The organism is Chryseobacterium sp. CCNWLW53, from assembly GCF_037083525.1.
In the GTDB taxonomy this organism is placed as follows: domain Bacteria; phylum Bacteroidota; class Bacteroidia; order Flavobacteriales; family Weeksellaceae; genus Chryseobacterium; species Chryseobacterium lathyri.
Map to the genome: position 1 here is coordinate 247,626 of NZ_JBAOJR010000002.1, position 14,639 is coordinate 262,264.

The 14,639-nt window shown below is 38.4% G+C and carries 12 protein-coding genes; 10 read left to right on the forward strand and 2 right to left on the reverse strand.

The window, feature by feature from the left end:
- The first annotated feature begins 59 nt into the window (after positions 1-59).
- The 8 genes from V6R96_RS06130 (at position 60) to V6R96_RS06165 (ending at position 11,557) form a co-directional block, all read left to right on the forward strand.
- On the forward strand, positions 60-935 hold the full coding sequence (locus V6R96_RS06130; protein ID WP_111954597.1) for a helix-turn-helix transcriptional regulator: 876 nt from the start codon (positions 60-62) through the stop codon (positions 933-935).
- 230 nt (positions 936-1,165) lie between these two features.
- Positions 1,166-2,698 (forward strand): long-chain fatty acid--CoA ligase, encoded by a 1,533-nt coding sequence (locus tag V6R96_RS06135; RefSeq protein ID WP_336378329.1) that lies wholly within the window; start codon positions 1,166-1,168, stop codon positions 2,696-2,698.
- Complete coding sequence (locus V6R96_RS06140) at positions 2,695-3,573, forward strand: prolyl oligopeptidase family serine peptidase (protein WP_336378330.1); 879 nt, start codon at positions 2,695-2,697, stop codon at positions 3,571-3,573. The genes V6R96_RS06135 and V6R96_RS06140 overlap by 4 nt, the downstream gene beginning before the upstream one ends.
- Positions 3,560-6,244, forward strand: coding sequence for a TonB-dependent receptor domain-containing protein (locus V6R96_RS06145; protein ID WP_336378331.1), 2,685 nt, complete (start codon positions 3,560-3,562; stop codon positions 6,242-6,244). Before V6R96_RS06140 ends, V6R96_RS06145 begins: the two co-directional genes overlap by 14 nt.
- Before the next feature lie 4 nt (positions 6,245-6,248).
- Positions 6,249-7,430, forward strand: coding sequence for an alpha/beta hydrolase (locus tag V6R96_RS06150; RefSeq protein WP_336378332.1), 1,182 nt, complete (start codon positions 6,249-6,251; stop codon positions 7,428-7,430).
- Between the two features lie 809 nt (positions 7,431-8,239).
- A complete protein-coding gene (locus V6R96_RS06155; protein WP_336378333.1) occupies positions 8,240-8,992 on the forward strand; it encodes a KGG domain-containing protein in 753 nt (250 codons plus the stop codon).
- 79 nt (positions 8,993-9,071) lie between these two features.
- Positions 9,072-9,683, forward strand: a complete 612-nt coding sequence (locus V6R96_RS06160; RefSeq protein WP_336378334.1) for a ferritin-like domain-containing protein — start codon at positions 9,072-9,074, stop codon at positions 9,681-9,683.
- 365 nt (positions 9,684-10,048) lie between these two features.
- A complete protein-coding gene (locus tag V6R96_RS06165) occupies positions 10,049-11,557 on the forward strand; it encodes an FAD-dependent oxidoreductase (RefSeq protein ID WP_336378701.1) in 1,509 nt (502 codons plus the stop codon).
- A 276-nt stretch (positions 11,558-11,833) separates the two neighbouring features.
- Here V6R96_RS06165 and V6R96_RS06170 read toward each other — a convergent pair whose 3' ends face one another.
- Positions 11,834-12,295: a PA2169 family four-helix-bundle protein gene (locus V6R96_RS06170; protein ID WP_336378335.1), complete on the reverse strand. Its 462-nt coding sequence runs from the start codon at positions 12,293-12,295 to the stop codon at positions 11,834-11,836.
- 3 nt (positions 12,296-12,298) lie between these two features.
- Positions 12,299-13,573, reverse strand: a complete 1,275-nt coding sequence (locus V6R96_RS06175; RefSeq protein WP_336378336.1) for an NAD(P)/FAD-dependent oxidoreductase — start codon at positions 13,571-13,573, stop codon at positions 12,299-12,301.
- Positions 13,574-13,637: 64 nt separating this feature from the next.
- On the opposite strand from V6R96_RS06175, the gene V6R96_RS06180 reads away from it, so the two are divergent.
- Positions 13,638-13,811 carry a hypothetical protein gene (locus tag V6R96_RS06180; protein WP_336378337.1) on the forward strand — a complete coding sequence of 58 codons (174 nt, stop codon included), beginning with the start codon at positions 13,638-13,640 and terminating at the stop codon, positions 13,809-13,811.
- 129 nt (positions 13,812-13,940) lie between these two features.
- Positions 13,941-14,537, forward strand: a complete 597-nt coding sequence (locus V6R96_RS06185) for a Crp/Fnr family transcriptional regulator (RefSeq protein WP_336378338.1) — start codon at positions 13,941-13,943, stop codon at positions 14,535-14,537.
- The last annotated feature ends 102 nt before the right edge of the window (positions 14,538-14,639 follow it).

Consider the following 14,639-nt stretch of genomic DNA (forward strand, 5'->3'; position numbering starts at 1 on the left):
AACATGATATTTGTCATGTTTTGAAATTTTATTAACTTACACCAATAAATTACCGTTGTATGGAATTACTCCTTCCTTATCTGGAACCGGATGGTTTTAAACAAGGTCTGATGAAGGATTACAGATTTTGTGATAAAGATTTCCTGAACTCTACTGTTCTGGAGATGCCGGAGGATTTAGGAACCGGGAAGCTGATTCTTTTCAGTAAGAAGAATTTTCATTTTTTCCGTGGAAAATGGAACTTTCATGAAGAAACCATTTTTCATTCCCCGCATAAAGTAGGAGATAATGGGATGATGGATTTCCGGATCAATAAAGAAGGGAAGATCAGCAGTAATTTTATTAATGACGAAAAAAAATTTGAACACAATACTACTGATATCGATGGCGTAAGGATTTTTGTACCCAAAACCATATTTTCAAAAGATAAAGGGCTTCTGAAAGAAAAGCTGGAAAATGCACAGCGCAATTACCTGAGTCAGGAAAAACTTAAAACTATTTTCGATACTCCGTTTGACGATGCTTCATGCAGTATTATTCTCGAAAGCCGGATTTTAGAGTTCTTAAGCTATTGGATCCATTATCTGCTGTCCGATGAAAAGACTTTTGAGCATAAGAAGGCATTTGAAGACAAAATAAAACTGGCCAAAGATTTTGTAGATACCAATGCGTTCCAGAGTCTGGCCATCAGGGAGATAAGCCGTTACTGCGGACTCAATAGCAGTGATCTGAAAAAAGGATTTAAGGATTATACCCAATTGCCTATTCATCAGTATATTATCAAAACCAGAATGGAAACAGCTCGTGCAATGCTTCTGGAAACCGAAAAATCCGTAGGGGAGATCAGTGATTTTATCGGGTATAACAACCGGGGACACTTTTCACAGCTTTATCTTCGTCATTTCGGGAAGCTTCCTTCCGAAGAACGTCAGTAAAACTTAAACACTTTTATACGGAATATCGTGAATGTCTGTTATACCTGACATTTGCGTGAAGTTGCAGTTTTATACACTATGAAAAAATTTCTTTTTCGTATCACGGAATTTCCTTTTCGTGTCAGCACCTGTGCAGCATATCATTAATTTGGAGTTAAGATTAGTTCATATGAAATTCCCTTTAACCAAGGCCCTTTTCATATCAACATTAACTCAATATGAACAAAATTATGCTGAACTTATCAATTTTAGTGGAAGAAAGTGCAAGAAGAAATCCAGAAAAGCCAGCCTTAAGCCTGGGAGAAACCACAATCAACTATAAAATTTTTCATGAAAAAGTTGGCCAGGCGGCCAATGCCTTTGCAAAAAGAGGAATCGGATATGGCGATAAGGTTGCTTTGCTATGTCCTAATATTCTGCAATTCCCGGTTATTTTTTTCGGAATATTAAAAACCGGGGCAACGGTTGTACCCTTTAGCATTTTTCTTAAACCTGATGAGATTGCTTACCAGCTGTCCGATTCTGACAGTAAAATGTTTCTGTGCTTTGCAGGAACTCCGGAAATGCCTGTAGGAAAGTTTGGAAAGGAGGGATTTGATAAAAGCACCTCATGCAAAGATTTTATCAGTATAGGGAATCTCGCTGAAGATGTTGAGAATTTTGATGATTTAATTAAAGACGAAGAAACCCAATTTGAATCCTATATTAACTCGTCAGAAGATACGGCCATTATTATTTATACCTCGGGAACTACCGGAAAACCTAAAGGAGCCGAACTTTCACATATTAATCTCTTTACCAATTCAGAAGCCAGCACAACTATAATTGCATCTACCGAATTTGAAGCCCAGCTTGTTGTTTTACCTTTATTTCACATTTTTGGCTTAACGGTAATGATGCTTGCAGGAATCCGGAGATCGCTTCATCTTATCCTGATGCCGAAATTTGATGCCAAAGCAGTTTATCAGCTCATTATCCGTTTTGATATCCGGATTTTTGCCGGCGTTCCTTCCATGTACTGGGCCCTGCTGAATGAGGAAAACACTGAAGAAAATACAAACAGCATTAAAAAACTGAGAATCTGTGTCTCCGGCGGTGCTTCCCTTCCTGTAAAAATCATTGACGAATTTGAAACCCGCTTCGGCGTTCCCATTATTGAAGGATATGGAATGTCCGAAGGTTCTCCTGTGGTGACATTCAATCAGCTGGCAGTGGGACGAAAGCCCGGTTCTATCGGAACTCCAATCTGGGGAGTTGAGGTAAAGATTATAGATGATCAAGGTAATGAACTCCCGATTGGTGAAAAAGGAGAGTTGATCTATCGCGGTCCCAATGTGATGAAAGCCTATTACAAAAGGCCTGAAGAAACTCAGGAAGTTCTGAAGAACGGATGGATGTTTTCCGGAGACATCGCGGTAAAGGATGAGGATGGTTTTTTCTTCATCGTTGACCGTAAAAAAGAAATGATTATCCGGGGCGGAATGAATGTTTATCCCCGTGAAGTAGAGGAAGTGATGATGCGGAATCCTGATATTTCCATGGTTGCGGTTATCGGCATCGATGATGAAAAACTAGGTGAAGAAATTAAAGCATTTGTGGTAAAGAAAAAAGAAAGCAACGCTTCCGAGGAAGATATTAAGCTGTGGACAAAAGAAAGAATTGCCAAATATAAATATCCGAGAATCATAGAATTTATAGACGAGATGCCTTTAAACGCTACAGGAAAAATACTTAAAAAGAATTTAAAAAAACAACTGAAATGAATTATTTTAAAATCGCAGCCCTGTCCATTACATTATTGACGGTAAGCTGCTCAACACAAAATGTTGAAAACACCAAAACGGTTTCTGTAAGCCAAAAGGAAGAAAAGCTTACCGATATACAATACGGCTCACACGAAAGGAACGTAATGGATGTCTATCTACCGGCAAACAGAAGCCCGAAAACTGCCTTTCTTGTTAATATCCACGGTGGAGCCTGGACGCAAGGTGATAGGACATATGATGGTAAAATTTCTGAATATCTTCTTTCACAGGGAATTGCTGTTGCCAATCTCAATTACCGTTATGCCAATCTTACTGACACCCATCTTCCTGAGCTTTTAGATGATATTGATAACGTTGTAAAATATCTTTCTTCCCATGCCAATGAGTGGAATACCAGAAAAAACGGGTTTTCAATTTCCGGAGGGAGCTCAGGTGCCCATGTTTCGCTGATGTATGCCTATACCAAAAATCCTCAGATTAAAACCATCATAGAAATGTGTGGTCCCGTAGATTTTACAGATGTTCAGACGTTACAGTACGTGAAAGCAGCTAACCTTTTGAATGTCCTGGATAAAATGTCTGGAAACAAAGTAGTCTGGAAACCCGGTGATGCGATTCCGGAAGCTTATGCTAAAACCAGTCCTGTAAAATTTGTCAATCAGATTCCCACAATGATTATTCATGGTGATAAGGATGAAGTGGTTCCCATCCAGCAGGCTTATATTCTGGAAAAAGCCCTGAAAGCAAAAGGTGTTCCGTATAAATTGGTTGTAGTTCCCGGCGCAGGGCATCTTATCACAAAATTACCGGCAGATGAGCAGGCGGTATTCACCCATGTGGCAGAATGGCTTAAAAAGTATGGCACAAATTAATGATTACAATATTATGAAGACTACATTTTTGAATACAAAAATCACGGTAGCAGTACTTTTCCTGGCAGCTTTTTCCAATGTAACAGCCCAGAAAAAAGAAGCTGATACAGCGAAAACAAAAGATATCGATGAGGTGATTATGACCGGGGTATTTGATAAAAGAACAAGGATGAATGCTCCTGTGGCTATCTCTGTTCTGAAAAGCGAGGTCATTGAAAAACAGGTCCCTGTAAGTGCTGCAGATCTGCTTAAAAACGTTCCCGGAGTATATGTGAACTCATCATTGGGAGAGATCAGGAACAATGTAAGCTCAAGAGGAATCAGTGCAGGTTCTTCAGACGGTACTTTTGCTTACGAATATATATCTATGCAGGAAGACGGTTTGCCTGTAACCAATACCACCTATTATAATTACGGTCCCGACTTTTTTCTAAGAGCAGATGCAACCATTTCCCAGATTGATGCCGTGAGAGGAGGGCCTGCCTCTATTACGGCGGCCAATGCACCAGGAGGAATCTTCAATTATATTTCCAAAACAGGAGGCAATAAATTCGGAGGAGAAATCCGTGCAAAATATGGAATTCAGGGAGCTAATAACTCAGGATATCACAGAATTGATGCCAACTTTGGAGGACCTCTGGGTGATAACTGGTTTTTTAATGTCGGCGGGTTTTACCGGTATGATTTAGGTGCCCGGTATGCAGGCTATCCGTTTAATAACGGAGGCCAGGTAAAAGCAAATATTGTAAAAAAATACAATAAAGGAAGCCTGAAAGTTTTCCTTAAATATCTGGATGACAGAAATGGCTATGCGCAGCTGATTCCTACCAGAAACTATACGGCTCCCGAACCGGCGGAAGGGTTCAGCAGCAGTTCGTCTTTGCTTATTCCGGAGCTGCAGTACAATTCTCCGGATTTTATTCATGGAGGTAATGTAGATTATAATTCAGGGCGTTTGGTTAGCAATAAATACCGTTCTGTAGGACTCAACTGGGATCATAACCTGGGAAATGACTGGAAGCTGTTCTTTGCAAGCAAATATTCTGATAATGATGTGGTGCAGAACAGTGTGGGTAATTCTTTTCTTACCTCACTGGATGATATGACCTCTTATTTTTTAGTCGGTGGACTGGGAATCGGAACTTACTCCTTTAAAGATGCGCTTACAGGACAGGAACTTGCCAGTGTGAATGCTGCCCTGGGGGCCGGAGGATTACCTGTTTACCAGATCACCAAGAATCAGTTGCCGGGTCAGTCTATCCAGAATAATTCATTTGCAATGTCGGCGCTAAATTTTTATGAAAATAAAGTAAAAGAATCCATGAATCAGCTGACCATCAATAAAAAATGGAACCATATGAATTTCTCGTTTGGAGGATATTACGGTTATTCTGATGTATGGCGTTTTTCCGGAATTAACGGGATAGGGCTTACGACTTTGGAAAACAGGCCGAGAATGCTGACGGTAAGCTTAACGGGTGTCACTACTTTAGATTTTACAAAACCCGGTGTTTACCAGCTGACCAATAATGACGGGTTTGCGCAGGCAGCAGGCAGTACGGGGGATTTAATTGAATTTAAAGCCAAACAGCAGCAGGGGGCCGTATTTTTCGGACATACCTGGGATATTACAGATCATCTGACTCTGGATTGGGGAATCCGGTATGAAAAAGTATGGATCAAAGGGGATAATACCAGAACCTATCTGTTTTCAGATAAAAACGGAGGGACGGACAGTAACATTTTTACCCTGTACAATAACAATGCTTTAACGAAACTTACCAATGTTGCCTATAGCAGGCGGCTGGAAAACTTTTCCTATTCAGCAGCGGTGAATTATAAGTTCAATAATAATGTTGCCATATATGCCAGATATTCTAAAGGCAGCAAATCTCCGGATCTTGATATGTTCTTTGCAGCCAACAGGCCGGAAACGATAGACTTATTGAATCCGCAATCCAGAAAAACACAGCAGGTGGAGATGGGCTTTAAAACCAAAACCACTTATTTTGATGCTTTTATAACCCCGTTTTACAGTTTGCTGAGCAATATTCCTTACAGCTTTATGGCTGATGACGGCAAAGGCGGGTTCTATACCACACCGTCCCTGTACAATAAAAACGAAACCTATGGTATTGAATTGGAAACCAATATAAAGCCGGCTGATAATTTCAGTATCAGAGCTGTGCTTACCCTGCAGGATCCGAAAGTTAAAGAAGGATATTTATGGAATTTGGGAAGTGCCGGTCCTTCAGATGACACTGTTTCCTCATATTCAGGAACTACGATTGCCTATACTCCGAAAATTATGGCCCACGTCACTCCTAATTTGAAAATCGGCAAAGCATATGGATTCGTGACCTGGAGCTATATGGGTAAAAGAGAAGGAAGCAACACCAATATCTATAAACTTCCGGGATTTTCCCAGTTTGATCTTGGAATAGGGTATAATTTAAACGAAAATATCAGTATGCTTATTAATGTGAACAATGTATTTAACAAATATGGGGTAATGAGCTACCAGAGGCCGGGAACCCTGCAGCAGCAGCTTGCCGGCTTCGAAAACTTTACCCAGGCTGAATACAACTCAGCAGTGGCCAATAATACTCCTTATTTTACAATTGCCATTCCACCCACATCCGGATATTTTACGGTAACTTATAAATTTTAATCCCATGAGAAAGTCCTTATCTATATTTTTTTCAGTTCTGCTCTTTATTATCCTGATATTATTGGTTATTCCCATGATTTCTGTATATCTGAAAGCACCTATGCTTCTGAGCGGTTACAGCAGTTCGTTTACCATGCAGTTCAATTCACAGTTTGTTGTTTTGGGGTTGGTTTTACTATTGATCTGTTTTCTTTTCTACCGATATGGAAAATACTGGCGGAAATTACTGATAGCCAATTTGGTCCTTTCGGTTTTGTTTTTTCTTGCCCAGATTTATTTCACGGCTGTGATGTTTTCCACGGCCAAAAAATACAATACCAAAGTTTCTTTTTCCCGGGGATTAAAAAGTTCTGGAGTACCGATAAAACCTACGGAAACCTATTCTTATCTTACGATTTATAATGAAGAGCAGCATATAGATGTTTTCCGTCCGGAAGTAAAATCTTCTGTGCCTGCGATTCCTGTTATTCTTGTTCACGGTGGTGCTTTTATTGAAGGGAACAGAACCCAGGTAGGTTATGCAGCCAATTGGTTTAAAGATCATGGATACACCGTTTTTTCCATCGATTATCCTTTAGGAAAAGAAGACCGGCACAATTGGGAATCTGCTGTTAATTCAGTCGTGACTTCAATGGGATTTGTGGTGAAAAATTCAAAAAAATTCAATGTTGACCCGAACAAAATAGTTTTAGTAGGGGGCTCCGCTGGGGCCGCTTTGGTGATGCAGGCAGATTTAGGATTAAGGAAAGGTTTTGCCAAATCTTACGATTCCCCCCAGCCTCCGGTTCCGGCTGCAGTTATTGCTATTTATCCGCCTGTCAGTTTATCCGAGCTCTGGCAGAAAATAGATGAAAAAAAGAATATTGATCTCAAATATGCGGCTAGAAAATATCTCGGAGGTTCACCCACCGAATTCCCACAGCGCTATGCACAGCTGAATTTAATAGACCAGCTTTCCGAAGGAATTTCCCCGACGTTCATTATTGCCGGCGAAATAGATCATGTCGTAAATGTAGAAGCTACAAGAAAATTTGTAAAAAAAACGGAAGAAATGAAGCTTCCCGTTTCCTATGTTGAAATTCCTTACGGGGAACACGTTTTTGACGCCAATTCCAATTCCATTGCAGGACAGATTGAATGGAATAAAATAGGAGAGTTTTTAAAAAATAATCATCTGGAAAATTAATAATCTTTGTCTGAGGGATAATGACTGGTTAATGATTGGTTCAGCTGAATATATTTTAATAAGAATAGAGCACTGTATGTTGACATACGGTGCTTTTTGGACAAGAACAAGTGCCAAATAATTGTGTTTTCAAGATAATAAAATTACTTTGTGATCTAGCTCATAAACTAAAAAAGAATAAGTAGATAAATTTGAAAAATAATCTGTAGTTTCTTACTGAGAAACTGGTACTCAATTGATGCAATAACTGATTATAACGGTCCTGCATTGAAACAGAGGATGGAAAATAACTTTATAGCCTTTAAACACTTTTTTAGACCTCATATACTCTGGCCTTCCTACTCAGGAAGGTTTTTTGTATATAATATCTTTACTTTTTAGATTATTATTACTGTTATTATATTTTGGATTTTTTTGGTTAAATAGTATAATTCTTAAAATGTGTTATTTAATATTAAAATGTGTGCAGTTCTTTAGTATGTTGAATAATATCTGTTTTTTATGATGTAAATCATAAAAATAAATTATATAGGGTTGTAATTTTGAACTACACGCTTTATAAATACATTATCGAAGATCATCAACAGAAAAAATTATTTAATATGATGCGGGTCATAAACATGAGAATTATTCTGCTGTAAATTTGAAATATCAAACTGATTAAAAATCTGATGCTTCCATAGTGGAGGTCATACATAAGCTGTTCAGCTTAATACAATTATATCAATATACTAACACCATTGCTTTTCTGATACTAGTTAAGAACTGCAATACATCACTTATATATTAATTTTTTAAAACATTCAGTTATGAGCACTAGAAATTCAAACAGTCGTAGTTCAAGAAGTAATTCTTCAAACAGTGAAAGATCTACTTTAGAGGAAGTTTATCAATTAGGTTATGACCATGGTTATAACGATGCATCCGAAGATGAAGAGTATGATGATGATTTCTCTGAATATGAAGATGATTATGATGATTATGAAAACAGCTATGATGATGACGACTACGAGGACGATGATTACGAAGATTATGACGATGATGAATATGATGATGAAGACGATGATAATAGAGGACGTGGAAGCTTCGTAGGAAGAGAAGGTTCCAGAGGAGATAATCAACAAAGAGACAGTCAGGGAAGATTTTCTTCCGGAGGTAGAGGAGGCTCTAGATCCGGCTCATCAGGAAAAGGAAGATCATCTTCAGGTTCAGGAAACGGAACTTCAAGAAGAGGTTTTGCATCCATGAGTAAGGCTGAGCGTACAAGAATTGCCCGTATGGGAGGAGAAGCTTCCCATGGAGGCGGAAGATCTTCTTCAAATTCAGGAAGATCAGGCGCTGGTGGTAGTTCAAGAGGTTCAGGCTCAGGAAGCGGCAGTGGCTCAGGTCGTGGTTCTAATTCAGGAAATTCAGGAAACGAAACTTCAAGAAGAGGTTTTGCATCCATGAGTAAAGCTGAACGTACTAGGATTGCCCGCATGGGAGGACAAGCTTCTCATAGTGGTGGAAGATCTTCCGGTTCAGGAAGATCAGGATTTGGAGGCAGACGTAATAATTCATAATTTTTTTAGATTACCTCTTTACAGCTTTAAAGAGGTAATCTTTTAATTTAATTTCAACACCACATCATATACATATATCATGGCAACAAAAACAACAGAAAATAGTACAACAACATCTGCAGGCACTGCAACAGCATCTGCTGCAGATAAAAAAATGAAAGTAGACAATGCTTCGGTAGACAAAAACGAAATGAAGAATTCTCCACTGCACAAGTTCTTTGTGAGTTCTCTTAAAGACATTTATTTCGCAGAAAATGCCATTATCGACGCACTGGAGAAAATGCAGGAAGCGGCAACAACCGAAGAACTGAAAGATGCATTTGAAGACCATCAGCTTCAGACCAAAAAACATATAAGCCGTTTGGAAAAAGTCTTTAAGCTCATTGATGAGACTCCTGCAAAAAAAGAATGTGAAGCAATAAAAGGAATCATAAAAGAAGGCGAGGAAGTTATAAAATCTACAGAAGAAGGTTCTATGACCAGAGATGCAGCTTTGATTATTGCTGCGCAGAAAGTAGAACATTATGAGATTGCAACTTATGGGGGGCTGGCTCAGCTTGCTATTACCATGGGACACGATAAGGCTGCAGACCTGCTCGAAAAAACACTTCAGGAGGAAGAAGATACAGATTATAACCTTACTGAAATTGCTGAAACCTTCATCAACTTTGATGCAGAACAGGAAGATTAAGTCAAATAATGAAATGTCATATAGATTTCAAAATCTATATGACATTTTAATCCGGAAACTACCAGAGATGTTGTCCGAAGAGATTCTTCACACCCACTAAATATTAACATTATGAAGCTGGATGATATTATTACGCACCCTCATTCCCTTGAAGATGTTTCTAAATGATACGAAATCTTTGACAAAAATCTTTATTAAGGCAATAAAATAATAGATAAACCCTAACAAAAAAATATGAAAACAATCATTTTAATGGCATTTTGCCTTACGAGTTTAACAGCTTGCCGTTGTGATATAAATGAGGATGAAGCAAAGAAGAAAAACGATCTAAGATTAAAAAGCGACACTTTAAAAGCTAAAAAGTGATGAACAGGGATGGAGCCAGAAAAAGTATATGGCAGGAGGAAATTAAAAAGTTTTCTTTAGAGCCAGTCTTGGAAAAACACTATGATGTTGCCATCATTGGAGCCGGTATTACCGGCATTTCTGCCGCAATAAGATTACAGAAAGAAGGTCAGAAGTGTATTGTTCTGGAAGCTGCCAACATTGGTTTTGGAACCACCGGCGGAACAACTGCCCACTTAAATGACTTCTTTGATACCACCTATGCCCAGGCCATTAAGGATTTTGGTTTAAATAGCGCAAAACTCTTGAAATATGTGGGCATTGAAGCCAAAAATATCATCAGGAATAATATCAGGGAATTTAATATTGACTGTGATTTTGAAAACAAAACAGCCTACCTTTTTGCTTTAGATGAGAAGCAGGAAAAACAATTGGAGGATATGGTAAAAGGGGCATCACAGGTAGGACATCAGATGACGTTTACCAATGAAATTCCTTTTCCTTTTGCGTTCAGGAAGGCGGCTGTTATTCCCAATCAGGGGCAATTTCATCCCATCAAATATATCAAAAGCCTTGCAGAGGCGTTTATTAATCTGGGAGGGACACTCGTAGAAGACTGTGTTTGTGAAGGGCATGATGAACAGGAGAATTCAGTAATCTTGAAGTCTTCAAAAGGAAGTATTAGTGCAAACCATGTTATTTATGCTACCCATATTCCTCCCGGAGTGAGCATCCTTCATCTGATGAACGCTCCTTACCGCAGTTATGCCATTGCGTTCAGCCTGAAAGGAGATCATTATCCTAAAGATCTCGGGTATGACCTGACTGATCCCTATCATTACTACAGAATTCAGAATATAAATGGTGAGGATCTGCTGATTGCCGGTGGTGAAGACCATAAAACAGGACATACAGAGGATACCGGAGAATGCTTTTCGAAATTAGAGAACTATGTGAGAGAACATTTTGATGTAGATACTGCTGTTTACAGCTGGTCCAGCCAATACTATGAACCGACTGACGGGTTTCCTTATATTGGAATATTGCCGGGATGCAAAAAAATCTATACAGCCACAGGATTCCGGGGAAACGGGATGATCTTTGGAACTATTGCCTCACAAATTCTTGGAGACTTAATCTTAACCGGTTCCAGTAAGTATAAAGAGCTTTTTGACCCGGGAAGGATAAAACCGGTGGCCGGCTTTACCAATTTTGTGAAAGAGCAGGCTAGTGTAGTATTGGATTTTATGAAAGATAAACTGTTTATTGAGAAGATAAATTCCCTAACCGAACTTACTGAAGGTGAAGCAAAAGTTGTAAAATACGAAGGTGAATCTTACGCTGTATATAAAGACAGCGGAGGGAAAATACATCTTGTTAAAAGTACGTGTACTCACATGAATTGTGAAGTACGCTGGAATAGTGCAGAAATAAGCTGGGATTGTCCTTGCCATGGTTCCAGATTCAATGTCAATGGGAAAATGCTTACAGGTCCTACCGTAAAGGATTTGAATAGAATTGAACTTTAGACCAAATCTTTATAGTAAATTACCTGTGATCGTTTAAAAAGCCACCCTGAGGTGGCTTCAATACTTTAATATTTGATATAAACTTTTTGTAGTGGGGTAGATAAGATTTTGTCCTGCGGTATGTTTGATGTTTTATGACTGGGCAAAAACAATTGGAGCAACAGCAGCCACAACAATTGTTGTCGATGTTTTTCCTATAGCATTTCTTTGTGTGATTTCTTTTTCATGTTATTTTAAGATTTGGTGTGTGATTGTTGAACTTAAATTTTCATATCCTTATTCTTTCTTTTTATATTCTTCAATATTTTTAAACTGCTGATAAGATATCTTCAGGCTGTGTAATTGCTCTGAAACAATTTTCTCGCTTTTTTCACAGAGATCTCCGCTGTCCAGAGCTTTTTGATAAGCCTCAATGGCCGCTTTTTCACCAAAGATTACATTTTCTAAGGTAGATTCTTCGAGATTGCCTATGGTAAATGAATTTTTAATATCAATCCATGTCTTGTGGAGAGCTCCTGCAATGGAAGTTGAATCCTCAGGTTTTCCGTTTTTTTCAGTGATCAGGTTAATCAGCTCATTTTTCATGATTTTTGATTGTGAGATCATGCGGTCATACTCATCTTTTATTCCGGGATACATTTCCCAGATTTTTCCTTCAACCTTTTCAAATCCTTCTATCCTGTCATTCGTAATGTGAAGCAGGTCATTGAGGACGGATACTGTTTCTTCTGTTTTCATACTTTATTTTTTTTGTTGAGTTGTATTTCTTTTTGGATAAAGAATTAAACGGATGGATGGGTTATTGGTGATAAACAGCCGTAACCAATCCAATGCTAGCCTGATTTTGCTTCTGAAGCCTACCAGCGGAATAATATGGATAAACAGCCATGTAAGCCAAGCCAGGAAACCTTTGAAAGAAAATTTGGGAAGATCCACCACGGCATTGAATTTTGAAATGATCGCCATACTGCCCTTATCATTATATTTGAAGGGAATGAGTATTTTTTCTTCTTCGATCCTGATGAAATTTTTAGCCAGATTTTTAGCCTGCTGTATGGCCACCTGGGCAAGCTGGGGATGTCCTTTCGGGAACTCTTTATCCGTTAATTGAAGAGCGATATCTCCTACCGCATAGATGTTCTCCATTCCTTCTACCCGGTTGTATTCATCAGTTAAAATTCTTCTTCCTTTTCCTATTTTGTCTTCCGGAATTCCAGGAACTTCCCGTCCTATAACTCCGGAAGTCCAGATGAGGGTTTCGGTATCTATCGATGTTCCGTCGGACAGAAGCACCTGATTATTGACATAGTCTTTTACCGAAACATTAAGAAGTATTTTTACACCAAGCTCCTGTAAAGTCTTGTGGGAAGTCTCCTGTGCCATTTTACTCATCGGGGAAAGCAGGGTAGGTAAGGCATCAATCAGATACAGATTGGAAAGGTTGAGCTTGATCTCCGGGTATTCTTTTTCAGCAATATATTTTCCCATTTCCGCGATCATGCCCGCCAGTTCTACCCCGGTAGGTCCGCCGCCTGCTATAACCACATTCTGTAATTTTTCTGCGGTTTTCGGGTCTTTATTTCTGGCAGCTTCCTCCAAGTTGAGGAGCATATGATTCCGCAGATAAAGTGCCTCCTCAATACTTTTCATAGGAAGTGCACATCTCTGCACATTATCCATTCCGAAAAAGTTGGACTCAGTTCCCAATGCAATAACCAGATAATCGTAAGTCAGGTTTCCTGTATCTGTTTCTATGGTTTTGCTTTCGGGATTCACTTTAAGAAGACTTCCCATATGAAAATTCACATTTTTGTATTTTGAAAATAATCTACGGAAAGGATAGCTGATGTTGGAGGCCTGAATAAAAGAGGTCGCCACCTGGTAAATAAGGGGAGGAAAGAAATGATAATTGTTCTTATCAACAAGCGTAATAAGAAATCTATTGTCATTTTTTAAGGATTTAATAAGATTAATTCCTGCAAATCCTCCACCAACAATAATGATATGCTTTTTCATGTTAATTGACATTTGGAATTGTTTTGATTATCCTCCAATAATGGCACCAAAAAATAGATCGTGTATGTTACATTTAGTTGAACAGGTCCGGAAATACAATACAGCAACAGTTATAAAAGCTATCGATGTAAAGGCAGATATGGTTCCTGCTATCATAAAACATTGTTTAATGCTTACCATCAGGTATGCTAATCTTTATAAAATTAACAAATACTTCTCATTTATATTATTATCCTGATCATAAACACGGGTTTTTATTTGGTATTGTTCGTAACAATAAATTAATATGGCTTGCTTTTTGATATTGGAAAAGCACCAATTTTTTACTACGATGTTCATTACTTAACTATCAATAAAATTTTAAGATATGATAATCAGTGAAGACCTTTTGTTAGCTTATGGAGGTGAATATGAAACCTATTTACCAAATGAGATTATTTTTAGTGAAGGAAGCTTTGCTAAATTTTATTTCCAGATTGTTAATGGTGTTGTCGAGCTCAATAATTACCATGAGGATGGTAAAGAATTCACACAGAATATTCTTTCCGATGGGCAAAGTATTGGCGAATCGTTACTTTTTAACGATAAGCCGTATCCCATGACTGCCGTTGCCAAAACACAATGTTCCGTCATGAAACTGCCTCAGGCAGATTTCTTTTCGCTCATTCATCAAAATAAGGATGTGATGATGGATATGTTTAAATGCATGTCCGACCGGCTCTACTACAAATATTTAATGCTTTTTAATATTTCATCCACAGATCCACAGTTCAAAATCAAAACGGTCATGGACTATTTGAAGGCAACCCAGGGTAACGATCGTAACCAAGCTTTTCAGGTGCCCTATACCCGGCAGCAGATTGCCAACCTTACAGGGTTACGTGTTGAGACGGTTATAAGAACTGTTAAGAAAATGGAAAATGAAAATATGGTTAAAATTGAAGGCAGAAAAATACTTTATTAAGCCTTTAAACCTATTTTAATGATAACGTATTAATTGTGAAATGTTTTATAAATAATGCCATATGAATCATATGGCATTATTTTATTGATCCGTTTCACGGAC

Bases quoted from the DNA above. Each gene is read 5' to 3' on its own strand.
- V6R96_RS06130 (WP_111954597.1), top strand. From the start codon at position 60: ATGGAATTACTCCTTCCTTATCTGGAACCGGATGGTTTTAAACAAGGT.
- V6R96_RS06145 (WP_336378331.1), top strand. From the start codon at position 3,560: ATGGCACAAATTAATGATTACAATATTATGAAGACTACATTTTTGAAT.
- V6R96_RS06135 (WP_336378329.1), top strand. From the start codon at position 1,166: ATGCTGAACTTATCAATTTTAGTGGAAGAAAGTGCAAGAAGAAATCCA.
- V6R96_RS06150 (WP_336378332.1), top strand. From the start codon at position 6,249: ATGAGAAAGTCCTTATCTATATTTTTTTCAGTTCTGCTCTTTATTATC.
- V6R96_RS06175 (WP_336378336.1), bottom strand. From the start codon at position 13,573: ATGAAAAAGCATATCATTATTGTTGGTGGAGGATTTGCAGGAATTAAT.
- V6R96_RS06170 (WP_336378335.1), bottom strand. From the start codon at position 12,295: ATGAAAACAGAAGAAACAGTATCCGTCCTCAATGACCTGCTTCACATT.
- V6R96_RS06140 (WP_336378330.1), top strand. From the start codon at position 2,695: ATGAATTATTTTAAAATCGCAGCCCTGTCCATTACATTATTGACGGTA.
- V6R96_RS06185 (WP_336378338.1), top strand. From the start codon at position 13,941: ATGATAATCAGTGAAGACCTTTTGTTAGCTTATGGAGGTGAATATGAA.
- V6R96_RS06180 (WP_336378337.1), top strand. From the start codon at position 13,638: ATGTTACATTTAGTTGAACAGGTCCGGAAATACAATACAGCAACAGTT.
- V6R96_RS06160 (WP_336378334.1), top strand. From the start codon at position 9,072: ATGGCAACAAAAACAACAGAAAATAGTACAACAACATCTGCAGGCACT.
- V6R96_RS06155 (WP_336378333.1), top strand. From the start codon at position 8,240: ATGAGCACTAGAAATTCAAACAGTCGTAGTTCAAGAAGTAATTCTTCA.
- V6R96_RS06165 (WP_336378701.1), top strand. From the start codon at position 10,049: ATGAACAGGGATGGAGCCAGAAAAAGTATATGGCAGGAGGAAATTAAA.